Genomic DNA, 23,604 nt, shown 5'->3' with positions numbered 1-23,604 from the left:
TGGCCTGAAAGGCCGAAAGAGACGGCGCGACTATTCTTCCGCCTCCTGCGCCCCGTCCGCAGCCGGCGCCACCAGCAGCACGGCGGCGCCTAGGAGCGCGGCGATGAAAGAGCCGGCGAGGATGCCGACCTTGACCGCGTCCTGCAGGGCGGCGTCGCCGGCGAAGGCGAGCAAGCCGATGAACAGGCTCATGGTGAAACCGATGCCGCAGAGCAGCGAAATGCCGACCATGTGCAGCCAGCCGGCATTGACCGGCAGATCGGCGAAGCCAAGCCGGATGGCAAGCGCGGAAGACCCGAACACCCCGACCAGCTTGCCGGCGACGAGGCCGGCGGCGACGCCGAGCGTCAGCGGCTCGGCCAGGGCGGCAGCGCTGAGACCGGCGAGCGAGACGCCGGCGTTGGCAAAGCCGAAAATCGGGATGACGAAAAAGGCGACGACTTTGTGCAGGCCGTGTTCGAGCCGGTGCAGCGGCGAATGGTCGAGATCATGGCCGCTGCCCGGCGATATCTTCAGCGGTATGGTGAGGGCCAGCGCGACGCCGGCGAGCGTCGCATGGACGCCCGATTTGAGCACCAAAACCCACAGAACGATGCCGAGCAAGATGTACGGCAGCAGCGTCAGCACCCGCATGCGGTTGAGCACCACCAGCAGCGCGATCACGGCGAAGGCGGCGCCGAGATAGGCGAGCGAGAGGCCGCTGGTATAGAACACCGCGATGATGAGCACCGCGCCGAGATCGTCGATGATGGCAAGCGCCGTGAGGAATATCTTCAGCGAACCCGGGACGCGGCTGCCGAGCAGCGACAGCACGCCGAGCGCAAAGGCGATATCGGTGGCGGTTGGGATCGCCCAGCCGGACAGAGCGGCTGGATTGTTGCGGTTGATGGCGACGTAGACCAGTGCCGGCGCTGCCATGCCGCCGGCGGCGGCGATGCCGGGCAGCACGCGGCGCGGCCAGGTCGACAGCTGGCCGTCAAGCATTTCGCGCTTGATCTCGAGACCGACCAGCAGGAAGAACACCGCCATCAGGCCGTCATTGATCCAGTGCGAGACGCTGAGCGGTCCGAGATAGGCATGGAGGGCGGAGAAATAAGCCTCGCCCAGCGGCGAATTGGCGACGATCAGGGCCAAGGCCGCCGCAGCCATCAGGATGAGGCCGCCGGCCGCCTCGCTGTCGAGGAATTCGCGCAGCATGGAGACCAGCCGCTTTTCGTCCTGCATGTCGCCTCCGTCGTATCAGCGGCAAGGTCCGACACCGCCAAGCGATGATGCGCAAACAGCGCTGGCCGGGCAAGCCTGTAATGAGAGCCCTTTAGCGCGGCGCGCGCTTGGCGAGGATGCGTTGCAGCGTGCGGCGATGCATGTTCAGGCGGCGTGCGGTTTCCGAGACGTTGCGGTCGCACATTTCGTAGACGCGCTGAATGTGTTCCCAGCGCACGCGATCGGCCGACATTGGATTTTCTGGCGGCGCTGCGCGTTCGCCCGCGGTGCGGGTCAGGGCGGCAAAAATATCGTCGGCATCGGCCGGCTTCGACAGATAGTCGATGGCGCCGAGCTTTACCGCTGTCACCGCAGTGGCGATGTTGCCGTAGCCGGTGAGGATGATGGCGCGGGCATCGTCGCGCTTCTCGCGAATCGCGGCGACGACGTCGAGGCCGTTGCCGTCGGCCAGCCGCATGTCGACCACCGCATAGGCCGGCGGATTGGCGCGCGCCTTGGCAACCGCCTCCTCGACGCTCTCCGCCGTCTCGACCACGAAACCCCTGGTTTCCATGGCGCGGGCAAGCCGCGTCAGGAACGGCTTGTCGTCGTCCACGATCAGCAGCGAGGTATCCTCGCCTTCGACCATTGCGCCAATCGTTTCGTCAGTACTCATCGTGCTGAAAATCCTGCTGCCTGATTTTTACGCAAATATAGTTTCGCAACGCTATTGTCCAATTTAGGCCGTGTCGAACATGGTGGCCGAAGCCTGCTCGGGATTGAGGAAGACGCTGCGCGGCCACGATATCTGCACGATAGCGCCCTCGCCGGGCTCGCTTGAATTGCGGAAATCGAGCGTCGCGCCGGAGCGTTCGAGCAAGGTCTTGGCGATGAATAGGCCGAGGCCGAGGCCGCCGCCGGCTTCGGTGCCTTGTCGCGTCGACATATAGGGTTCTCCGATACGGTCGATGATCTCCGGTGGAAAGCCCGGCCCGTCGTCGATGATCGAGAAGCTGACGGCGGCCTCATTCCAGTTCCAGCGCACTGTCACGCTGTTGCGGGCGAAGTCGACCGCGTTCTCGACCAGATTGCCGAGGCCGTAAATGACGCCGGGATTGCGCCGGCCCACCGGCTCCGGGCCGATGCGCTCGCCCGGCCGAAGCTTGATCGAAATGCCGAAATCGCGGTGCGGCGCCGTCACCTCCTCGACCAGCGAGGTCAGCGGCAGGCGCGAGAGGTGCACCTCGCTCTCGGAGGACAGGCTGGTCAGGCGCTTCAGGATTTCGCGGCAGCGCTCGCTCTGCGAACGCAGCAGCTTCACGTCCTCGCCGTATTTCGGATCTTCGCCAAGCGCCTTCTCCATCTCCTTGGCGACAAGCGTGATGGTGGCGAGCGGCGTGCCGAGTTCGTGCGCGGCGGCCGCGGCGAGGCCGTCGAGGGCCGAGAGATGCTGTTCTCGCTGCAGCACCAATTCCGTGGCGGCAAGCGCGTTGGCAAGCAGCCGCGCCTCCTCGGCCACCCGGAAGGCATAGATCGCGGTAAAGGCGATGGAGCAGAACACGGCCATCCACATGCCGGCGACATAGATGAACGGCATCGCCAATGGCGCCCCCTCATGCCAGGGCAGCGGCAGGTGGTAAAAGACCAGCAGCGTCGCCGCCACGATCACCAGCGCGCCGAGCATGGCGGTCAGCCGCAGCGGCAGCGACGTCGCCGAGACGACGACGGGTACCGTCATCAGCAGCGAAAACGGATTGGTAAGGCCGCCGGTCATGTAGAGCAGGCCGGCAAGCTGCAGGCTGTCGAAGGTCAGGATGGCGAAGGCCGAGAACGGGGTAAGCCGATGCGCCGCCGGATAGCGGAAGGTCAGCAAAAGGTTCATCCAGGCCGAACAGGCGATCAGCGCAAAACACATGCCGACCGGTAGCGGAAATTTCAGCCCGTAAGCGACCACAAGCACGGTCAGGCTCTGGCCGACGATGGCAAGCCAGCGCAACCTGATCAGCGTGTTGAGGCGCAGCCGCTGGCTTTGCTGGAAGTCGGGTGCGTGCAGGATGTTTATCATGGCCAGTGATTATAGAGGGGAAACAGCCGGAGGTCTTTTCCGAAAACCGTCGAAGCTGGGCCTCGGTTCGGGATGACAGTCTGGAAGCATCAGGTACCGCGCGGCTTGGCGCGGCTGGTGGCGGCGGCGAGAAGCGGGTTCTCCGGCCAGACATGCCTGGGATAGCGGCCGCGCATCTCTGCCCGCACATCGGCCCAGGAGCCGCGCCAGAAGCCGGGCAGGTCGCGCGTCGTCTGGATCGGCCGGTGCGCCGGCGACAGCAATTCGAGCGTCAGCGGCACAGTGCCGTTGGCGATCGCCGGATGCCGGTCGAGGCCGAACAGTTCCTGCACGCGGATCGCCAGCACCGGCCATTCGCCGTCATAGCGGATCGGCAGCCGGCTGCCCGACGGCGCGTCGAAATGGGTCGGCGCCAATGTGGCGATCTTGCGCTGCAATTCGTGCGGCACCAGCGTCATCAGGCCTTGCGAAAGCACGCTGGGATCGATTGCCGCAAAGGATGCCGCGCCGGAAAGGAACGGCAGCAGCCAGTCGTCGAGGCGCTCGAGGAGCGCGGCATCGGAGACATCGGGCCATGGCACGCCGAGGCCGCGATGCAGCCAGCCGAGCCGCTGCCGCAACGTCTCCGCCTCCCTGTTCCACGGCAACAGGGACAGGCCGTGTTCGCGCAAGGCGTCGAGGATGGCGCGATCCGCGTCGGCACCGGTCGGCGCCGGCAGCATGCGTTCGGACAGCGTGATGGCGCCGAGGCGAACCGTTTCGCGCACCCGCGCCGCGCGCCTGTCGCGGTCGAAGCTCACCTCGCGGCGGGCCTCGATCTTTTCCGCCAGCGCAGTGCGGATGTCGGCCTCATCGATGGCTGCCGCTGCGGTGATGCGGGCGTTCTGCGCCTTGCCCTGCAGGTCGGCGACGACGAGCCAGGTCTCGCCGGCCAGCGGATCGGAGGCGTCGAGCATGGCGCCCGAGCCGTTGGCAAGCACGAAGCGGCCACGCTCGCCGCGCGCTTTGGCGACCCGATCCGGCCAGGCATGGATGAGGAGAGCGCCGGCTGTGCTGCCCTCCCCCTTGAGGGGGTCGGAAGGACGGGCGAGACCCGTGGCTCGCCCCGGCGCGTCGATCCGCGTAGCGGATAGGGGTGGGGCCGCTTCGGGCACGCCATCGACGACCCCGCCCCGTCTCGCTCGTCTCGCTGCGCTCGGCTCGCTCGCCGACCCTCCCCTGGAGGGGAAGGGTGAAGCCTGCTTTGCCAGCCTCTCAGCCAGCTGCCGGGCGGCGGTGGCGCGCGGCGATCTTTCGGCGCGAAAGCGCAGCAGCCGCCGTTCGAGATCGGCACCATCGCCGCCAAGGCCACGCTCGGTCAATAATACGGCGAGCATCGCCGCCTCGAGCGCCTCTCCGGTCCTTGCCGCCTCGGCGACCATATGGGCGAGCCGCACCGGTAGCGCCAGCCTACGCATCGCGGCACCGGCATCCGTCAGGCGTCCTGCCGCATCGACAGCATCGAGCGCACGTAGCAGTACCCTCGCCTCGGTGAGCGCCGGAGCCGGCGGGGGGTCGAGGAAGGATAGACTGGTCGGATCGGCGACGCCGAACGCTGCGCTATCGAGCAACAGGCCGGAAAGATCGGCCTCGAGGATTTCCGGCGGCGTGAAGGCCGGCAGGGCCGCTGTCTGCTCGGCCCGCCACAACCGGATGGCGACGCCCGGCTGCGTGCGTCCGGCACGGCCGGCGCGCTGGTCGGCGGAAGCGCGGGAAGCACGCACCGTCTCCAGCCGCGTCAGGCCGCTCGCCGGTTCATAGCGCGGCAGCCGCGACAGGCCGGAATCGATGACGACGCGGACGCCGTCGATGGTGATGGAGGTTTCGGCGATCGACGTCGCCAGCACGACCTTGCGGCGGCCGAGCGGCGCCGGCTTGATCGCCGCGTCCTGCGCCTTGTTGTCGAGCATACCATAGAGCGGCACGATGTCGGTATCGGCGCCGACCTTGCCCGCCAGCCGCTCGGCGGTGCGCTCGATCTCGCGCTGGCCGGGCAGGAAAGCGAGCACGCTGCCCTCCTCCCCGGCAAGCGCCGAGCGGATCGCCTTGGCCATGGCGTCCTCGATCGTGACGCCGGCCGGCCGCTCGTCATAGCGGATGTCGACCGGGAAGGCGCGGCCTGCGCTCTCGATCACCGGCGCGCCGGACAGCAATTTTGCGACACGCGCGCCGTCGAGCGTTGCCGACATCACCAGCAATCTGAGTTCGGGCCTCAGCGCACCCTGCACGTCAAGCGCCAGCGCCAACCCGAAATCGCCGTCGAGCGAGCGTTCGTGGAACTCGTCGAATAGCACCGCCGCGACACCAGGCAGTTCCGGGTCGTCGAGGATCATGCGGGACAGCACGCCTTCGGTGACGACGAGAACCCTGGTCTTTGCGGAACTGCGGTTTTCCATGCGCATGGCATAGCCGACGGTTTCGCCGGGCTCTTGGCCGAGCAATTCGGCCATGCGGCGGGCGGCAGCGCGGGCGGCGAGGCGGCGCGGCTCGAGCAGGATGATCTTTCCGGCGCCGAGCCATTCAGCGTCGAGCAGCGCCAGTGGAACCAGCGTCGTCTTGCCGGCACCGGGTGGCGCCACCAGCACGGCGCTGTTACCATGGCTCAGCGTTTCATTGAGCGCCGGCAAGACAACGGAGACCGGCAGGTCCGGCAAGGGTTTTGTCGTCATTGTGCTATGCTGTGCAGCCAGTTGGCAGCAACCGCATATCAGCGGTGGCGGTCGCGGCGCAACCTCGGCGCCGACTCAAAGCCTGGTCCGCGAAAACGGGTTCCAGCGCACCGTGCCGAGCCGCACCTCCTCGCGCACCATGGTCAGCAGGCCGGAACCGCCGACCACGGCCAAGCCGACCAGCGACAGAAAATCCGGATATTCCCTGAAGAACAGCGCACCCAGAACCACCGCCCAGACGATCTGCGAGTAATGCGTCGGCGCGATGCGGTTGGCCGGTGCGTATTTGACCGCCAGCAGATGCAGCAGCTGGCCGCCGGCGGTAAAGCCGCCGGCCAGTACCAGCCAGGCCCATTGCCTGCCATCCGGCAGCGAGAACGAGGTAGCCGCCCCACCGGCGCCGTTGAAGAGCAGGCCGTAGCCGATCAGCACGCCGAGCATCGTCGTGCGCTTTTCCTGCGCGGCGAGCGAACGCATCAGGATCACATTGGTGGCGGCCAGGAAGGCGATGATGAACGCCGCCAGATGACCAAGATGCAATTCGCGAAACCCCGGCCTGACGACCAGCATGACCCCGGCAAAGCCGGCGACCACCGCCAGCCACCGCCACGGGCCGACCTTCTCCTTGAGGACCAGCGTGGCCAGGATAGTGACGAACAGCGGCGCCAGAAAGATGAGCGCATAGACTTCCGCCAGCGGAATGGTGGTGAAGGCATAGACGCTGAGCACGCCCGAGGCGATGCCGGCCCAGGCCCGGGCCTGTACCGCCCAGGGCCGGTTGGTGCGCCAGAAATCGAGCCAGCGCTCGCCTGCCGGCCTGGCAAAGAGCAGAAAGCAGCCGGCAAACAATGTCGAGAAGAAGCCGATCTCGAAGACGTTGAACTGCCCGCCCAGGCTTTTGACAACGGCGTCGCTGCACGAATAGCTTGCATAGGCGATGAGCGCGAGCAGAATTCCGTTGGGCACGTTTTTCCATTTCCGGGAGAGATGAGAGTGAAGATATTGGCGCTTGGCGCGCATCCGGACGACATCGAGATCTTCATGTTCGGTACGATGGCCGCCTATGCCGCGCAAGGCGCAGAACTCTTTTTTGCCATAGCCACGGATGGCGCCAGGGGCGGCTATGGCGATCCGGCCGCACTTGCCCGCACGCGCCGCAAGGAGGCGACGGCGGCGGCCGGCCTGCTTGGCGTGACGCCGCGCTTCCTCGACTTTCCCGATGGCGGGCTGGTCGCGGATGCCGCGCTGATCGGGGCGCTCAAAGCACTGATCGGCGAGATAGGGCCGGATCTGGTGATAACGCATGCGCCGAACGACTATCATGGCGACCACCGCGCGCTGTCAGGGCGCACCAGTCGCAGGATCCCGAGCGTTTCGTCGACGCGGCGCGCACGCAGAACGCCTTTCGCGCCGGCCAGTGCAACGGCCCGGCCGGATCGTTTGCCGAGGCCTTCCGCTTCGAGCCAGTCTTCCCCTTCGCCGATATCCGCGCGCTGCTGCCGCCGGCCCCAGTGATCCGTCCGGTGGCTGTCAGCAACAAGACGGTGACCTAGACAGGTCGCCGCAACTTCTCACGTTGCTTTCCTGTCCAGCATGCTGCGGTGCAGCAACGAATTCGCTTGCTTTGTTTAGTAAAAATTGCATCACTAAACAAATTACTAAACATCCGGTGCGCCGCCGCGTCGTTGTGTTTGGGCCCCGGAGGAGGGGTTTAGCGGGCTCTTGAAACCGTCATCCGGACGTGTTTCGCAAATGGGAGGAAGGCATGAAATCGACCTTGAAATTGGCGTTGGGACTGGCATCGACACTCTTTGCGTCGACAGCCGTTTCGAATGTCGCGCGGGCAGAAGATCTGACGCTTTGCTGGGCAGCCTGGGACCCGGCCAACGCGCTTGTGGAATTGTCCAAGGACTTCACCAAGGAAACCGGCATCGGCATGAAATTCGAATTCGTGCCGTGGACCAACTATGCCGATCGCTTTCTCAACGAGCTGAATTCGCACGGCAAGCTGTGCGACCTCATCATCGGCGACAGCCAGTGGATCGGCGGTGCCGCCGAGAACGGCCATTACGTCAAGCTGAACGACTTCTTCGACAAGGAGAAGATTAGCATGGATGATTTCGTGCCGGCGACCGTCGTCGGCTATTCGGAATGGCCGAAGAACTCGCCGAATTACTGGGCGCTGCCGGCCATGGGTGACGTCGTCGGTTGGACTTACCGCAAGGACTGGTTCTCCAAGCCGGAGCTGCGGAAGGAATTCAAGGAAAAGTACGGCTGGGATCTCGGCCCGCCGACGACCTTCGACCAATTGAAGCAGATCGCCGAATTCTTCCAGAAGCGCGACATCGACGGCAAGACCGTCTATGGCGCGTCGATCTACACCGAGCGCGGCTCGGAAGGCATCACCATGGGCGCCATGGACGTGCTCTACAGCTTTGGCTTCCAGTACGAAAACCCGAAAAAACCCTACGAGATGGAAGGCTTCGTCAACTCCGATAAATCGGTGAAGGGCCTGGAGTTCTACAAAGCCCTCTACGATTGCTGCACCCCTCCCGGCGCCTCGAACAGCTACATGGGCGAAGGCGTTGATGCCTTCAAATCCGGCCAGGTGGCGATGCACATGAACTTCGCCTTCACCTGGCCAGGCCTGCAGAAGGACGAGAATGTCGGCGGCGACAAGATCGGCTATTTCGTCAATCCCAAAGGTCCGGACGGGGACCAGTTCGCCCAGCTCGGCGGCCAGGGCATCTCGGTGGTCTCCTATTCCGACAAGCAGGAAGCCGCGCTCAAATACATCAAATGGTTCGCCAACAAGGACGTGCAGTCCAAATGGTGGTCGCTCGGCGGCTATTCCTGCCTCAACGCGGTCGTCAAGGACCCCGCCTTCCCGGCCAGCCAGCCCTATGCGCAGACCTTCCTCGACTCGATGGCCATCGTGAAGGACTTCTGGGCCGAGCCGAGCTATGCCCCGCTGTTGCAGGCATCGCAGAAGCGCTTCCACGACTATGTCGTTGCCGGGCAAGGCTCGGCCAAGGATGCGCTCGACGGCCTCGTCAAGGACTGGACCGAGGTCTTCCAGGACGATGGCAAGATGTAAACGGCTCCTCCCGAGCCCATGACCGAACCGTCCCGTGCCACTTGGCACGGGACACAGTTCAGATAAATTCCATTGTCGAGACGAGCCAAGTGACCGAAGCAGGACTGACCATGCTCAATCGGACGGCGGACAGCGTTGCCCGGGCTACGCCCGAGCCGTTGGCCCGCAAGGTCCGGGGCATCAGCGACAAGGGCCTCGCCTGGCTGTTCATCTCGCCGACGATCCTGTTGCTGTTAGCTATCAACATCTTTCCGCTGTTCTGGGCAATCTATCTGTCCTTCACCAATTTTCGCGCCAATCGGCCCAACGAGGTTGTGAAGAACCTCGGGCTGGCCAACTACAAGCGCATCCTCGCCGACCAGGACATCTGGATCGCCATGCAGACGACGGCGCATTTCGTGTTCTGGACCATCCTGCTGCAGACGCTGATCGGCTTCACTCTGGCCTGGCTGATCGACCGCAAGTTCCGCGGCCACGCCTTCTGGACGACCATCATCCTGGTGCCGATGATGCTATCGCCGGCGGTGGTCGGCAATTTCTGGCGCTTTCTCTACGAGCCGCAGATCGGGCTGTTCGCCTACGCCGTTTCGTTCGTCACCGGCATTCCGGCAACCGAGATCAGCATGCTCTCCAACGTGTCACTGGCGCCATGGTCGATCATCATCGTCGACACCTGGATGTGGACGCCTTACGTAATGCTGATCTGCCTCGCCGGCCTGCGCTCGATCCCCGAATACATCTACGAAGCGGCCGAGGTCGACCGCGCCTCCAACTGGCGGCAGTTCTGGTCGATCACGCTGCCGATGGCGCTGCCCTTCATCATGCTGGCGGTGCTGTTTCGCGGCATCGAGAACTTCAAGATGTTCGACATGGTCAATTTGCTCACCGGCGGCGGGCCGGGATCGACCACCGAAGTGGCCTCGATCACGCTGAAGCGGCAGGCCTTCGAAAGCTGGCGGACGGGCTATTCCTCGGCTTTCGCCATCATCCTGTTCGTCGCAGTGTTTGGCCTCGCAAACATCTACGTCAAGGCGCTCAACAAGGTGAAGCAGAGATGAGCCTGACGTCAGCCCATTCCGTTGTCGCGCCGTCGGCCACGTCGAAGCGCGTCGCCGGCGCCATCATCGTCGCCTACGCGCTGATCTCGATCGTGCCGCTGCTGTGGATCTTCGCCACCAGCTTCAAGACGCCGCCGGATTCGATCGCCTATCCGCCGAAGATCCTGTTCCAGCCCAGCCTCGAGGGCTACTGCAATTTGTTCTCGACCCGGACTCGGCAAACACCGGAATACATCAACTCGCTGGGACCGGCGACGGGCCTGTGCGACGAGACGGTGCGCAAGCGCAATATGGTGATCGCCGGCCCGTCCAACTTCATGCCGCGCTTCGTCAATTCGCTGATTATCGCGTTCGGCTCGACGTTTTGCGCGGTTTTCCTCGGCACGCTGTCGGCCTATGGTTTTTCGCGCTTCAAGGTGCCGCTCGCCGACGACCTTCTGTTCTTCATCCTGTCGACGCGGATGATGCCGCCGATCGCGGTCGCCATCCCGATCTACCTGATGTACCGGGAGCTTGGCCTGTCGGACACGGCTCTCGGCATGATCCTGCTTTATACGGCGGTCAACGTGTCCTTGGCGGTGTGGCTGCTGAAAGGCTTCATCGACGAGATCCCGCGCGAATATGAAGAAGCGGCGATGATCGACGGCTACACCAGGCTGCAGGCGTTCTGGCGCACGGTGCTGCCGCAGGCGACCACCGGTATTGCCGCAACCGCCATCTTCTGCCTGATCTTTGCCTGGAACGAATATGCCTTCGCTGCGCTGCTGACCTCGGGCACGGCGCAGACCGCGCCGCCCTTCATTCCGACCATCATCGGCGAAGGCGGTCAGGACTGGCCGGCGGTCGCGGCCGGCACGACGATCTTTCTGGTGCCGATCCTGGTCTTCACCATCCTGCTTCGCAAGCAATTGCTGCGCGGCATCACCTTTGGCGCGGTGCGTAAATGAGCATGACCGCAAAACGCAAATCGCGCTGGCCCGTCTGGGCCAGGCGCGGGCTGATGGAAAACGTCGCCACCGCGATCATCGCCATCGGCTTCCTGATGCTGCTCCAGCCCTTCGCACTGGTGCTCTACACCTATTCCTTCATCACCATGCTTGCGGGCACGGCGATGTTCATCATCGTCTCGAAATTTCCGGAGTAGACGATGGCCGAGATCAGGGTCGAACATCTGAGGAAGGCATTCGGCGATTTCGTCGCCGTGCAGGATTCCAACTTCGTCGTCGAGGACGGCGAATTCTTCGTCATGCTGGGGCCGTCCGGCTGCGGCAAGACGACGACGTTGCGCATGATCGCCGGGCTCGAACTGCCAACCGGCGGCAAGATCCTGCTTGGCGGCGAGGACGTCACCATGCGGCGTGCCCGCGAGCGCGACATCGCCTTCGTCTTCCAGCTGTTCGCGCTCTATCCGCACATGAATGTGCGGAAGAACATCGGCTTTCCACTGCTGGCGCAAGGCGTGCCAGGCGCTGAAATCCGGAGCCGAGTGGAGGAGACGGCGAAGCTTTTGCGGATCGACCATCTGCTCAACAAATCGGTCTCCGGGCTTGCCGGCGGCGATCGCCAGCGCGTGGCGCTCGGCCGCGCCATCGTACGGCGGCCAAAATGCTTCCTGATGGATGAGCCGCTCGGCACGCTCGACACCGAATTCCGCGACCTGATGGTCCATGAATTGCGAGAACTGCACAACCGCATTCACGCCACCACCGTCTATGTCACGCATGACCAGATGGAAGCGATGTCGATGGCCGACAAGATCGCGGTGATGAACCACGGCGTCATCGAGCAGTTCGGCACGCCGCGCGAGATCTACGACCGGCCGGCGACGATGTTCGTCGCCGACTTCATCGGCTCGCCGCCGATGAATTTCCTCGGCTTCGGCGGCGGGCTTTCAAAGGGCGCCAGGGAAATTGTTGTGCAAGGCGCGAAGGTGGCCGTGCCGGAGATCCGCGAGGACGTCGCGCCGGCCGAGATGGCGCTTGGCATCCGACCGGAGCACATCCGCTTCGATGACGCTTCGAAGCTGCGCGGTGCTATTTACGGCACGGAATATCTCGGCACCACTCAGATCGTCGCGGTGGAGACAGCGGACGGCATCATCAAGGCCAGGGTGCCGGCCGAAATCCGGCTCAATCCGGGCGATCATGTGGGCCTGGCGCTGAGCAGCGCGCGGCTGTCGCTGTTCGCAAAAGGATCCGGGCGTGCGGTGCGCACCGAAATCCATGACTCGGCCTCCCAGGGGAGAGCACATCATGGCTGACGTTCACATCAAAAGCGTGACCAAGGCTTTTGGCGAGCATGTCGCCGTCGACAATCTCGACCTGCATATCGCCGACGGGGAATTCGTCGTGCTGCTCGGGCCGACCGGCGCCGGCAAGACGACGACGCTCAGGCTGATCGCCGGGTTGGAGCGTCCGGAAGCGGGCTCGATCCATATTGCCGGCCACGACACGACGACGCTGTCGCCGGCCGAGCGCGACACCGCTTTCGTATTCCAGCAATATTCGCTCTATCCGCATCTGTCGGTTTACGACAACCTCGCCTTTCCGCTGCGCTCGCCAGCACGGAAAATGCCGGAGGATCAGATCCGCCGCCGCGTCGAGGACGTGGCCAAGATGGTGCGCATCCACCACAAGCTGAATAATCGCTCGACCAAACTCTCTGGCGGCGAGATGCAGCGCGTCGCCATCGGCCGCGCCTTGGTGCGCAAGCCGTCGATCTACCTGATGGACGAGCCGCTGTCGTCGCTCGACGCCAAGCTGCGCGCCGATCTCAGGCTAGAGCTGAAGCGCATCCAGGCGGAACTCGGCGCCACAATGCTCTACGTCACGCACGACCAGATCGAAGCGATGACCATGGCCGACCGCATCGGCATTCTCGCCGACGGCGTGCTGGTGCAGATCGGTTCCCCGCGCGCGATCTATTCTGAGCCGGCAAACCTACACGTCGCCGCACGGCTCGGCCAACCGGCAATCAATTTGTTGCCGGTCGGACTGCTGCCGGATGGCGGCGCGCCGGCGGGAACAAAGACGATCGGTGCTCGCACCGAACATCTTTCGATCGAGAAGGCGGCGAACGGCCATGCCGACGGCGTCGTCGATTGGGTCGAGCATCTCGGCGACCAGAACCATCTGCATGTGACGGTGGGGACCAGGAAGCTGGTGACGCTAACCGACCCCGACACCGACCTGGCTCAGGGCGACAAGATCATGATCCGCTATCGCTCGCCGCTGTATTTCGGCCCCGATGGGCGACGGCTGATGTGAGCGCTGCGCGAGTGTTTTCCTGGCACCTTTCAACCGGCAATTTCGGGCACCGGACTGGACCAATTCGATGAAGCATTTTTTCAATCGCAGGGATACGATCGTAACTGAGGCCCTGGACGGCTTCCTCGATACTACCGGCGCCGGCGATCTCGCTCGCCTCGACGGCTATCCCGAGATCAAGGTCATTCTCCGCGCGGACTGGGATAAGACCAAGGTTGCGGTCATTTCCGGCGGCGGGGCCGGGCACGAACCTGCCCATGCCGGCTTTGTTGGCATTGGCATGCTGACGGCGGCGGTTTCGGGCGAGATCTTTGCTTCGCCGAGCGTGGAAGCGGTATTGGCCGCCATCCGCGCGGTGACCGGTCCCGCCGGGTGTCTGCTGATCGTCAAGAACTATACCGGCGATCGCCTCAACTTCGGCCTGGCAGCCGAGAAGGCGCGCGCCGAAGGCTTCCGGGTCGAGATGGTGATTGTCGCCGACGATATCGCCCTGCCGGACATTGCCCAGCCGCGTGGCCTGGCCGGCACCTTGTTCGTGCACAAGATCGCCGGCCACCAGTCGGAAGCCGGCATTGACCTGGCGGCGATTGCCGGGGCGGCGCGGGCAGTGGCGGCGGATATCGTTTCGCTCGGCATATCGCTGTCATCCTGCTCGATCCCCGGCCAGAGCCATGAAGAAAGATTCGGGGCGGACGATGCCGAACTCGGCCTCGGCATCCATGGCGAACCGGGCGTTGAGCGGATTGCGGTGCAAAGTGCCGAAAGGCTGGTTGCGATCATGTCGGAGCGCCTTGCCGCGCGGCTTGATCCGGTCAGCCACTACGCCTTGCTGATCAATAATCTCGGTTCGGTGCCACCGCTGGAAATGTTGCTTGTCGCCAATGCGGTACTGGCTTCACCGCTGGCGCAAAAGGTGACGCTGACAATCGGGCCCGGGCAGCTTATGACCGCGCTCAACATGAACGGCTTTTCCCTGTCGCTGATCCGGCTCGATGCGTCGCGCGAAGCGGCGTTGCGGGCGCCGGTAGGCCCCCACGCCTGGCTGCCGGCAAGAGCCGTTCGCCAAGCCAGCGTCGTGCCGATGGCCAAAGCCGCCGGCCCGAACAACGCGTCGAAAGCCAGCCAGGACGCACGCACCGACCGGTTGGTTGTCGCGGTCTGCGAACGGCTGATCTCGCTTGAAGGCTCGTTGAACGGACTGGATGCCAAGGCGGGAGACGGTGACACCGGATCGACAGTGGCGGCCGGTGCGCGCAGTGTGCTTGGCCGCATTGCAACACTGCCGCTCGCTGACCCTGCCGCAACGCTCGCCGTCGTCGGCGACATCCTGAGCGCCAGCATGGGCGGCTCTAGCGGCGTGCTGTTGTCGATCTTCTTCACCGCCGCCGCGCAGGCGCTGGAGTCTGGCGAAACGCTTCCCAAGGCGCTTCTCGCCGGCCTCGATCGGATGTCCTTCTATGGTGGAGCGAGGGTCGGCGATCGCACGATGATCGATGCCCTGGAACCCGCCTTGAGGGCGCTGGATAGGGGGAGTCTGGAAGATGCGGCGGTCGCGGCGCAACGCGGCGCCGAGGCCACCGCTGCCATGCGCAAGGCCAAGGCCGGGCGGTCCGCTTATATTGGCAGCCAGCTCGACGGCGTGGTCGACCCCGGCGCCTTTGCCGTCGCCGAGGTCTTCACTGCCCTCGCTGCGTTGCTCGAACCCGCTTGACTGGGGAAAAGAATGCTTCAATTGCCGGATATGCAATTTTCTCGTACTGCCGGCAGCGCAGGGGCCAGGAGCATGGGTGATATGGCGGCAGCGGATATTTCCAGGCTGATCGAGGCGGCGGCAAACACGATCGCCGCACATGCCGACGAGCTGACCAGTCTCGACCAGGCCATCGGCGACGGCGACCATGGGCTCAACATGAGACGCGGCTTCGAGGCAGTGCGGGCCGAGGCCGGCGCGTTTGCGACAAAGCCGTTGCCCGAGGCGCTGAAGGCGATCGGCACCAAACTGGTGATGACCGTCGGCGGAGCCTCCGGTCCGTTGTTCGGCACGCTGTTCATGGCGCTCGGCAAGGAGATTTCCGCCGCGCCGGGTCGCGCCGACCTGGCGGCGGCCTTCGGCAAGGCGATCGAAGCGGTTGCCGCCAGAGGCAAGTCGCAGGCCGGGCAAAAAACCATGTTAGATGTGCTGCAGCCGGTGCATGAGGCCCTGCTGCAGGGAAAGACGGCAGCGGACATCGTCGAGATCGCCGACAACGCGGCCGACGCGACCGTGCCGATGAAGGCGCTGCGTGGGCGCGCCTCGTTCCTTGGCGACCGTTCGATCGGTCATATGGATGCCGGCGCACGCTCGACTGCGCTTCTGGTGCGGGCCGTAGCCGAGGCAATCGAGAGGCGCGCATGAGCAATGTCGGCATCGTCATCGTATCGCATTCGCCGCTGGTCGCCGAAGGCACCGCCGACATGGTGCGGCAGATGGTCGGCAACGAAGTGCCGCTTGCATGGTGCGGGGGAAACGGCCATGGCGGGCTGGGAACCAATGTCGAGGCGATCATGGACGCCATCGACAAGGCCTGGTCGGAGGCGGGGGTCGCGATCCTCGTCGATCTCGGCGGTGCCGAGACCAATAGCGAGATGGCGGTCGAGATGATCGGCGAACCACGCGCCCAGAAGATCATTGTCTGCAATGCGCCGATCGTCGAAGGCGCGGTGATGGCGGCGACCGAGGCTTCCGGCGGCGCCTCGCTCAGGGAAGTGGTGGCGACGGCGCACGAATTGTCGCCGTCGTGAACGAACGGGAATTTTGACAAGCATGTCCGCAGCAGCCGAAGCCAGCGTCCTGATCACCCATGAGGTGGGACTGCATGCGCGTCCTTCGGTGAAGTTCACCAAGCTTGCCAAGACGTTTTCGGCCGACGTCGAGATTGCGCTCGCCGCCAACGGGCCATGGTTCGACGCCAAGAGCATCGTCAAGGTGATGGCGGCGAAAGCGCCGAAAGGCACTGTCCTGCATATCAGAGCCAAAGGGGACGGCGCCGGCGAGGCGGTCGGCGCACTGGTCGAGCTGGTGCGGCGCGATTTCGACGAAGGCAAGGACCATGCCCGAACCGCTTAGGCTGCAGGGCATTTCGGCATCGGCCGGCTATGCCGAGGGGCCGCTGTTCAATCTGGACCAGGCTGCTGTGCGTTATGTCCGCAAGGCGACTGCCGCGGACGAGAAGGCGGCGCTTGAGGCCGCCATCTCCATTGCCGCAGGCCGGCTCGCGACATTGATGGAAACCAGCGACAGCGAGGCGGCCGGTATCCTCGAATTCCAGCTCGCCATGCTGGAGGACGACGCGCTGACCGGCCCGGCCTTTGAGCGAATTGCCGAGGGCATGGCTGCTGATGTGGCTTGGCGAAAAGCGCTCGACGCCGAGATAGCCGGCTATGAAACATCCGAGCAGGACTATTTCCGGGCGCGCGCGGCCGACATGCGCGACATACGCGACCAGGTGCTACGCGCGCTTGCCGGGGGCGGCGACATTGCCGCGCCGGCAGGTGCGATCTTCTACGGCGAGGATATCGCACCGACGCGCTTCCTCGAAACCGACTGGAGTGCCGGCGGCGGCATAGCACTTACGGCCGGAAGTGCCGCAAGTCATGTCGCAATGCTGGCACGCTCACGCGGCGTGCCAATGGTGGTGGGGTTGGGGCTCGTAGCGCGTGGGGTAGCCGGGCCCGGTGCTTCGCCGGCTCACCTTGCCGGAATCGCACTGCTCGATGCCGAACATGGCGGCATCGTGTTGGCGCCTTCGAAAGTGGAGATCGACGCATTCCGGCGATCGTCGTCGTCTTTCGCGGCGCATCGCGACAAAGCGGCAGCCTATTTGACAAGGCCGGCAGCAACGAAGACCGGCATAGCGGTCCACGTGCAGGTGAATATTGCCGATCCGTCCGATGTCGACCGCATCGATGCTGCGGCGTGCGACGGTGTCGGGCTGATGCGGACCGAATTCCTGTTCGGCAAGACGCTGCCGGACGAGGAGACGCAATATCGCGCCTACCGTAGAGTGCTGGAATGGGCAGGCGACAGGCCGGTGACGATCCGTACTGTCGATGCGGGCGGCGATAAACCTGTGCCGGGCCTGACCGTCGAGGAAGGTAATCCATTCCTTGGCCTGCGCGGGATCAGGCTGTCGCTGATGCGTCCGGAGGTCTTTGGTGTGCAGATCCGCGCCTTGCTACGTGCCGCCATGCACGGCAATCTGAAGGTGATGTTCCCGATGATCGCCGTTCCGGAAGAGTATGAACACGCCACCGCGCTGTTCGCTGAGGAGCAGGCTGACCTTTTGGCGCGCGGCATCGCGCACAAAATGCCGCCGCTTGGCATCATGGTCGAGGTGCCGTCGGTGGCCATCGCACCGGAGGCATTCGCCAAGGCCGCTTTCTTCTCGATCGGTTCGAATGATTTGACCCAATACGTGATGGCCGCCGCGCGCGACAATGCGTCGGTCGCACATTTGAATTCCGTCAGGCATCCGGCCGTGCTCCGGCTGATCGCCTCGGTTGCCGCCTTCGGCCGCGAGCATAATATCCCGGTCAGCCTGTGTGGCGATGCCGGCGGCGACCCCGCCTCGATCCCGGCGCTGCTCGAAACCGGCCTGCGTGACCTCTCCGTCGCTCCCGCCCAACTCGCGATGGCCAAGGCGGCCATCGCGGACGTTTCGATCTAGGCCCCGGTATGGCAGACAAGGCGTCGCAATCCGGCCCCGAAGAGGCGATCCGCGCCTACAAGACGATCCTGTCGCAGGTGATCGACCAGCGCCCGTCCGGCATGCGCCAGCGCCTCGCTGATGCGCTGGGCAAGCATCGCAGCTTCGTCACGCAGATTTCCAGCCCGGCCTATTCGACGCCGATCCCGTCGAAGCATTTGCCGGCTATCTTCTCCGTCTGCCATTTCAGCCCGGCCGAACGCGATCATTTCCTTGAGGCCTACCATCGGGCGCATCCGGGAAAGATGTCGCTGGCCGCAGGCTTGCGCAAGACACGCCATGTCTCGCTGATCGTTCCCGATTTCGGCGACGACAAGCAGAACGCGGCGCTCGACCGGGCGGTCAACGATTTCATCCAGAAGATCACCAGCATCGCCGGCAAGGGCAGCTGACGCTGGGCTATTTCGGGAGGACGGCCATGAAGAAATTTTTGAATTCGGTCGATACGGTGCTGACCGAGAGCCTCGACGGCTTCGTTGCCGCGCATGCCGATATCCTGGCGCTTGGCGAGGAACACAAATTTGTCCGCCGCAAGCTGCTCACACCGGGCAAGGTGGCGCTGATCTCCGGCGGTGGCTCGGGTCACGAGCCGCTACATGGCGGGTTCGTCGGGCACGGCATGCTGGATGCGGCCTGCCCCGGCCAGGTATTCACCTCGCCAACGCCTGACCAGATGATGGCGGCGGCCGAAGTCGTCAATACGGGCGCCGGCTGCCTGTTCATCGTCAAGAACTACGAGGGCGACGTGATGAATTTCGACATGGCCGCTGAAATGTCGGAAGGCGTGATGCAAATCGTGACCAATGACGACGTTGCGGTCGAAAACTCGTCCTACACCACCGGCCGGCGCGGCGTCGCCGGCACGCTGGTGGTCGAGAAAATCGTCGGCGCGGCGGCCGAACAAGGCATGGCACTGGAGCCGTTGAAGGCGCTCGGCGAGCGCGTCAACGGCGCGACGCGCTCGATGGGCGTGGCGCTGACCAGTTGCACCGTGCCGGCGGCGGGCAAGCCGACCTTCGATATCGGCGACGGCGAGATGGAGTTCGGGGTCGGCATCCACGGCGAGCCTGGGAGGCGGCGCGACACATTGAAAAGCGCCGATGCTATCGCCGAGGAGATCTGTACCGCAATCCTGGGTGACCTGGGCGACGGTGCCAGAGGCCAGGCGCTACTCTTCGTCAACGGCTTTGGCGGCACACCGTTGATGGAGCTTTATCTGATGTACAACAGCGCCCGCAAAATCTTCGAGAAGCACGGCGTGACGGTGATCCGGTCGCTGGTCGGGTCCTATGTGACCTCGCTCGATATGGCCGGCTGTTCGATCACGCTGAGCATGCTCGACGACGAGGCGGCTGTTTGGTGGGATGCACCGGTACATACGGCCGCGCTGCGCTGGGGCATGTAGCGGCGGAGAATGCCCCAGAAATAGTCGGTGACAAGACCGGTATCGGCAACGCCGCGCATCGCCAGACAGGTTGCCCTCCTCACCCTGCGTAAGATAAAGAATCTGCGGGTTTGGGGAGTTCGAGCATGCGTTACAATTGGGATCGGGCGCCGACGGGTTTCGAGCGCCATGGAAAGGTGCTGGCAGCCGCCTTGCTGATCGTCGGCGGGGTCGGACTTATGCTCGCTGCCCTCCCGCTTTAGGGACAACAAACTCGGGTAGCGGACTACGTCTCAGCGCGTTGCCTCAGTGCGCCTGGCCAGTCACGGCGATGAAACGGCGGTCGCGCCCTTCAAATCCCTGGCTGAAGCGCTGCACGAGCACCGCAAGCACGCCCGGTTTTCCATCCGGGGTGAATGCGTAAGATTCCGACAGGCTGTAGGAAGTCGGGCAATTCCTCGAACCGGGCACCGCCTTGTCCTCATGCAGCAACTTGATCGGCTTGCCGTCCTGACCCTGCAGCGTCAGGCGAAAGCCGAGCGCCTTGCCGGTCGTTTCGCCTTGCAGCGTCGCGTCGAAACTCGCTGAACAATCCGCCGTGCTGTCGGCACGGATCTGCTCGAGCTGGATGGTGCCAAGCTCGTCATAGGCCGGCGAAAGCCATTTTTGCGAAACCTGCTCGAGGCGCGCAATGTCATTGTAGGCGACCATGTCGTCGGGAAAGGTGAACCTGTCCAAGGCAGTCCGCTCGCCGCGCGGCGCGATGGCATATTTGGCCAGCAAGGGCGCCGCCAGTTCGGCGGCCTGTGCCCTCGCCTGCGCAAGCGTCAATGTCGAATCCTCCGTCTCGTCGGCGATGACGATCGGCTTGCCGCCGACGAACTCATCGGTCCGCGTGTCGATGATGTCGATCTCCGACCAGCCCGAATCCGAAGCACCGGCATCGAGCGTGCCGTACTGTTCGAAGGCGAAGTAGTTGCCGTCTGGCGAAAAGCCGATGATGCGCCTTGCCGCCGCATCGCCGGCCTGCGCAGCTGAAGCGAGCACCACCGCCAGCGTCGCAACCGCGGCAAACCCAAGCTCATATCGCAATTTCATCGCGCCCTGCCCCTAATGCCGAAAATTCGAACGATACCGGCCCCCAGACCACCATGACCCGCACTTGCGGCCAAGTTAGAACGACAGCAAACGAAACGCACAAATACATGGTTACACAAACCAGCATACGCTATTTCAAGGACAGCAAACATTCCTGGGGAGGAAGCTGGATGGCGTCACGCTACCACGAGGTCTATGACGACTGGAAACGCGACCCGGAAAAATTCTGGGCCGATGCCGCCGGCGCAATCGACTGGTTCTCGCCCTTCAAGACGGTGTTCGACGCCAATGCCGGCGTCTATGGCAGGTGGTTCATTGGCGCCTCGTGCAACACCTGCTTCAATGCCGTCGATCGTCATGTGGCGGGCGGCCGTGCCGACCAGATCGCGTTGATCCATGACAGCGCGATTTCGGGCACAATCAGGAAATTCACGTATGCCGAGTTGAAGCGCGAGGTGGTCGCGCTGACCTCGGTGCTCAAGAATCGTGGCATCCAAAAAGGCGATCGCGTCATCATCTACATGCCGATGGTACCGGAAGCAGCCTTCGCCATGCTTGCCTGTGCGCGGATCGGCGCCGTGCATTCGGTGGTCTTCGGCGGCTTTGCCTCGCATGAGCTCGCCACCCGTATCGACGACGCCAAGCCGAAGCTGATCATCTCCGCTTCCTGCGGCCTGGAGCCAGGGCGCGTCGTTGCCTATAAGCCGCTGCTCGACAAGGCGATCGAGATGTCGCGGCACAAGCCGGAAAGCTGCCTTATCCTGCAGCGCGACCAACTGCGCTGCGAACTCAGGGAAAACCACGATATCGACTATGCCGACGCCGTGGCGCGGGAGCGGGCCGCGGGTGCCAACGTCGACTGTGTTCCGGTGCTTGCCACCGATCCGCTCTACATCATCTACACGTCGGGCACGACCGGCCAGCCGAAGGGAATCGTGCGTGACAATGGCGGCCATATGGTCGCGCTGAAATGGTCGATGGAAAACGAGTTCGGCGTCAAACCGGGCGAAGTGTTCTGGGCGGCTTCCGATGTCGGCTGGGTGGTCGGCCATTCCTATATCGTCTACGGCCCGCTGCTGCATGGCTGCACAACGATCCTGTTCGAGGGCAAGCCGGTCGGCACGCCCGATGCCGGCACCTATTGGCGTGTGATCGCCGAGCATGGCGTCGTCGCGCTGTTCACCGCGCCAACCGCCTTTCGCGCCATCAAGGGACAGGACCCGAAGGGCGAATTCGTCCCGAAATACGACCTGTCCAAATTCCGGACGCTGTTCCTCGCCGGCGAGCGCGCCGATCCGGAAACCATCAAATGGGCGGAGCAGAAATTGACCGTGCCGGTGATCGACCATTGGTGGCAGACCGAGACCGGCTCGCCGATGACCATCAACCCCGCCGGACTGGGCCTGCTGCCGGTCAAATACGGCTCGCCCGGCGTGCCGATGCCCGGTTATGACATCCGCGTGCTCGACGATGCCGGGCATGAGGTCAAGCGTGGTACGCTTGGCAATGTCGTGGTGAGATTGCCGTTGCCCCCCGGCTGCCTGCCGACGCTGTGGAATGCCGACGAGCGGTTTCGCCAAGCCTATCTCGACCAGTTCCCCGGCTTCTACAAAACCGCGGATGCCGGCATGATGGACGAGGATGGCTATCTCTATGTCATGGCTCGCACCGACGACATCATCAATGTCGCCGGTCACCGGCTATCGACCGGCGCCATGGAGGAGGTTCTGGCCGCGCATCCCGACGTCGCCGAATGCGCCGTCGTCGGTATTGCCGATGCTATGAAAGGCCAGGTTCCACTCGGCTTCGTCGTGCTGAATGCCGGCGTCGACCGCGACGCCGGCATCATCGAAAATGAGGTTGTCACCCTGGTGCGCGAACGGATCGGCCCGGTCGCTGCCTTCAAGACGGTGGTGACGATCAAGCGCCTGCCGAAGACGCGCTCCGGCAAGATCCTGCGCGGCACCATGCAGAAGATCGCCGACAAGGAGGAATGGGCCATGCCGGCAACGATCGACGACCCGGCCATCCTCGACGAGATCACCGCCGCGCTGAACCGGCGCGGCATCGGCCTGTAAGGGGCGCCGAAGCCGAGTTGCGTCCGAAGCTCCGGTATGGAACGACCGGCGCCGGACGTGGTATCCACGCGCGGTGTCGTCATGTTGTTTCGGAATCGAGACGCACCCACAGCCATGCGAGATGCCATACGTGACCCTGTTCCAGCGATCGAGAAAGCCCCAGGCCGCGGCACGCCAGCGGCTGGAGATCGATACGCGGGGCGCAGTCGTCTATGCGATCGGCGACGTGCATGGCTGCTACAAGGAACTCCGCGCCCTGGAGCAGAAGATCCTGCTCGATTCGGCGCCCTTCGAAGGGCGCAAGCTCATCATCATGCTTGGCGACTACGTCGATCGTGGCCCCCAGTCGGCGCGCGTGCTCGATCATCTGCTGGCGCCGCCACTCCAAGGCTTCCAGCGCATCTGCCTTGCCGGTAACCACGAAGTCGTGATGCTGAACTATCTCGACGGGATCATTTCGAGAGAGTCGTGGCTGGCAATAGGCGGCCTGCAAACGCTGTTTTCCTACGGCGTCGACCCGTCGCGCATGGCCGATCTCTATGGGTCAAGCGAGGAGGTCGACAAGCGCATTCGGGAAGTCATTCCAGCCGACCACATTAGCTTCATGCGCGCGCTGCCGGTCATGGTCTGTTCGGCGAAATTCGTGTTCGTCCATGCCGGCATCAGGCCCGGCATCGAGCTGGCCGCGCAGGACGAGGACGACCTGCTGAATATCCGTTCGGACTTCTTCGACGCTGCGCATCTTCTCGACCGCTATGTCGTGCACGGACATACGCCGGTCGACACTCCGAAGCTCGAGGGACGCCGGCTTGGCATAGACACCGGCGCCTTCCAAACCGGCCAGCTGACCGCCCTCAGGATCGTCGACAACCGCGCCAGGTTGATATTTTCCTGAACGCGAT

Annotated in this window: 21 protein-coding genes and 1 pseudogene; 16 read left to right on the top strand and 6 right to left on the bottom strand. The window is 64.0% G+C overall.

From position 1 onward, the window contains the following. Positions 1-30: 30 nt before the first annotated feature. The 5 genes from nhaA to NKH59_RS10485 all read right to left on the bottom strand — a co-directional run bounded on the left by nhaA (position 31) and on the right by NKH59_RS10485 (position 6,942). Complete coding sequence (gene nhaA, locus NKH59_RS10505; protein ID WP_353021720.1) at positions 31-1,224, bottom strand: Na+/H+ antiporter NhaA; 1,194 nt, start codon at positions 1,222-1,224, stop codon at positions 31-33. Positions 1,225-1,315: 91 nt separating this feature from the next. Then, positions 1,316-1,879 carry an ActR/PrrA/RegA family redox response regulator transcription factor gene (locus tag NKH59_RS10500; protein WP_023676342.1) on the bottom strand — a complete coding sequence of 188 codons (564 nt, stop codon included), beginning with the start codon at positions 1,877-1,879 and terminating at the stop codon, positions 1,316-1,318. A 63-nt stretch (positions 1,880-1,942) separates the two neighbouring features. Further along, positions 1,943-3,268, bottom strand: a complete 1,326-nt coding sequence (locus tag NKH59_RS10495) for an ActS/PrrB/RegB family redox-sensitive histidine kinase (RefSeq protein WP_352681411.1) — start codon at positions 3,266-3,268, stop codon at positions 1,943-1,945. A gap of 89 nt (positions 3,269-3,357) precedes the next feature. After that, complete coding sequence (hrpB, locus tag NKH59_RS10490) at positions 3,358-5,976, bottom strand: ATP-dependent helicase HrpB (protein ID WP_352969943.1); 2,619 nt, start codon at positions 5,974-5,976, stop codon at positions 3,358-3,360. Positions 5,977-6,051: 75 nt separating this feature from the next. Continuing rightward, on the bottom strand, positions 6,052-6,942 hold the full coding sequence (locus tag NKH59_RS10485) for a DMT family transporter (RefSeq protein WP_353021718.1): 891 nt from the start codon (positions 6,940-6,942) through the stop codon (positions 6,052-6,054). A 27-nt stretch (positions 6,943-6,969) separates the two neighbouring features. On the opposite strand from NKH59_RS10485, the pseudogene NKH59_RS10480 reads away from it, so the two are divergent. The 14 genes and pseudogenes from NKH59_RS10480 to dhaK all read left to right on the top strand — a co-directional run bounded on the left by NKH59_RS10480 (position 6,970) and on the right by dhaK (position 19,547). Continuing rightward, a pseudogene (locus NKH59_RS10480) lies at positions 6,970-7,529 on the top strand (PIG-L deacetylase family protein). Positions 7,530-7,741: 212 nt separating this feature from the next. Continuing rightward, positions 7,742-9,073 carry an ABC transporter substrate-binding protein gene (locus tag NKH59_RS10475; protein WP_352469942.1) on the top strand — a complete coding sequence of 444 codons (1,332 nt, stop codon included), beginning with the start codon at positions 7,742-7,744 and terminating at the stop codon, positions 9,071-9,073. Positions 9,074-9,183: 110 nt separating this feature from the next. Next, complete coding sequence (locus tag NKH59_RS10470; RefSeq protein ID WP_031211681.1) at positions 9,184-10,131, top strand: carbohydrate ABC transporter permease; 948 nt, start codon at positions 9,184-9,186, stop codon at positions 10,129-10,131. Next, on the top strand, positions 10,128-11,078 hold the full coding sequence (locus tag NKH59_RS10465) for a carbohydrate ABC transporter permease (RefSeq protein WP_352448471.1): 951 nt from the start codon (positions 10,128-10,130) through the stop codon (positions 11,076-11,078). Before NKH59_RS10470 ends, NKH59_RS10465 begins: the two co-directional genes overlap by 4 nt. Beyond that, the gene (locus NKH59_RS10460) at positions 11,075-11,275 is read left to right on the top strand and encodes a hypothetical protein (RefSeq protein WP_353021716.1); all 201 of its coding nucleotides are present in this window, start codon (positions 11,075-11,077) and stop codon (positions 11,273-11,275) included. Before NKH59_RS10465 ends, NKH59_RS10460 begins: the two co-directional genes overlap by 4 nt. A gap of 3 nt (positions 11,276-11,278) precedes the next feature. Next, positions 11,279-12,391 carry an ABC transporter ATP-binding protein gene (locus NKH59_RS10455; protein ID WP_352448470.1) on the top strand — a complete coding sequence of 371 codons (1,113 nt, stop codon included), beginning with the start codon at positions 11,279-11,281 and terminating at the stop codon, positions 12,389-12,391. Next, positions 12,384-13,397: an ABC transporter ATP-binding protein gene (locus NKH59_RS10450; RefSeq protein ID WP_352448469.1), complete on the top strand. Its 1,014-nt coding sequence runs from the start codon at positions 12,384-12,386 to the stop codon at positions 13,395-13,397. The genes NKH59_RS10455 and NKH59_RS10450 overlap by 8 nt, the downstream gene beginning before the upstream one ends. A 67-nt stretch (positions 13,398-13,464) precedes the next feature. Continuing rightward, positions 13,465-15,108, top strand: coding sequence for a dihydroxyacetone kinase subunit DhaK (locus NKH59_RS10445; RefSeq protein ID WP_352469939.1), 1,644 nt, complete (start codon positions 13,465-13,467; stop codon positions 15,106-15,108). Positions 15,109-15,189: 81 nt separating this feature from the next. Further along, positions 15,190-15,792: a dihydroxyacetone kinase subunit DhaL gene (gene dhaL, locus NKH59_RS10440; protein ID WP_352469938.1), complete on the top strand. Its 603-nt coding sequence runs from the start codon at positions 15,190-15,192 to the stop codon at positions 15,790-15,792. Further along, a complete protein-coding gene (gene dhaM, locus NKH59_RS10435; RefSeq protein WP_352469937.1) occupies positions 15,789-16,178 on the top strand; it encodes a dihydroxyacetone kinase phosphoryl donor subunit DhaM in 390 nt (129 codons plus the stop codon). Before dhaL ends, dhaM begins: the two co-directional genes overlap by 4 nt. Before the next feature lie 22 nt (positions 16,179-16,200). After that, positions 16,201-16,503, top strand: coding sequence for an HPr family phosphocarrier protein (locus tag NKH59_RS10430; protein ID WP_023676329.1), 303 nt, complete (start codon positions 16,201-16,203; stop codon positions 16,501-16,503). Further along, positions 16,487-18,103 (top strand): phosphoenolpyruvate--protein phosphotransferase, encoded by a 1,617-nt coding sequence (gene ptsP / locus NKH59_RS10425; protein WP_352469936.1) that lies wholly within the window; start codon positions 16,487-16,489, stop codon positions 18,101-18,103. Before NKH59_RS10430 ends, ptsP begins: the two co-directional genes overlap by 17 nt. An 8-nt stretch (positions 18,104-18,111) precedes the next feature. Beyond that, positions 18,112-18,534, top strand: a complete 423-nt coding sequence (locus NKH59_RS10420) for a hypothetical protein (protein ID WP_023676327.1) — start codon at positions 18,112-18,114, stop codon at positions 18,532-18,534. 26 nt (positions 18,535-18,560) lie between these two features. Continuing rightward, a complete protein-coding gene (gene dhaK / locus NKH59_RS10415) occupies positions 18,561-19,547 on the top strand; it encodes a dihydroxyacetone kinase subunit DhaK (RefSeq protein WP_352454687.1) in 987 nt (328 codons plus the stop codon). Between the two features lie 285 nt (positions 19,548-19,832). Here dhaK and NKH59_RS10410 read toward each other — a convergent pair whose 3' ends face one another. Further along, entirely contained in the window at positions 19,833-20,624 is a 792-nt protein-coding gene (locus NKH59_RS10410) for a DUF2259 domain-containing protein (RefSeq protein ID WP_352995460.1), read from the bottom strand. A 170-nt stretch (positions 20,625-20,794) separates the two neighbouring features. On the opposite strand from NKH59_RS10410, the gene NKH59_RS10405 reads away from it, so the two are divergent. Together NKH59_RS10405 and NKH59_RS10400 are read left to right on the top strand one after the other, a co-directional pair. After that, positions 20,795-22,702: a propionyl-CoA synthetase gene (locus tag NKH59_RS10405; RefSeq protein ID WP_353021714.1), complete on the top strand. Its 1,908-nt coding sequence runs from the start codon at positions 20,795-20,797 to the stop codon at positions 22,700-22,702. Between the two features lie 121 nt (positions 22,703-22,823). Then, positions 22,824-23,597 (top strand): metallophosphoesterase family protein, encoded by a 774-nt coding sequence (locus NKH59_RS10400; protein WP_353021712.1) that lies wholly within the window; start codon positions 22,824-22,826, stop codon positions 23,595-23,597. Positions 23,598-23,604 lie beyond the last annotated feature (7 nt).

This window comes from Mesorhizobium sp. M0998 (assembly GCF_040318885.1).
Classification (GTDB): Bacteria; Pseudomonadota; Alphaproteobacteria; order Rhizobiales; family Rhizobiaceae; genus Mesorhizobium.
The sequence above is the reverse complement of the archived record's forward strand: the minus strand, read 5'-3'. Positions and strand labels throughout refer to the sequence as shown.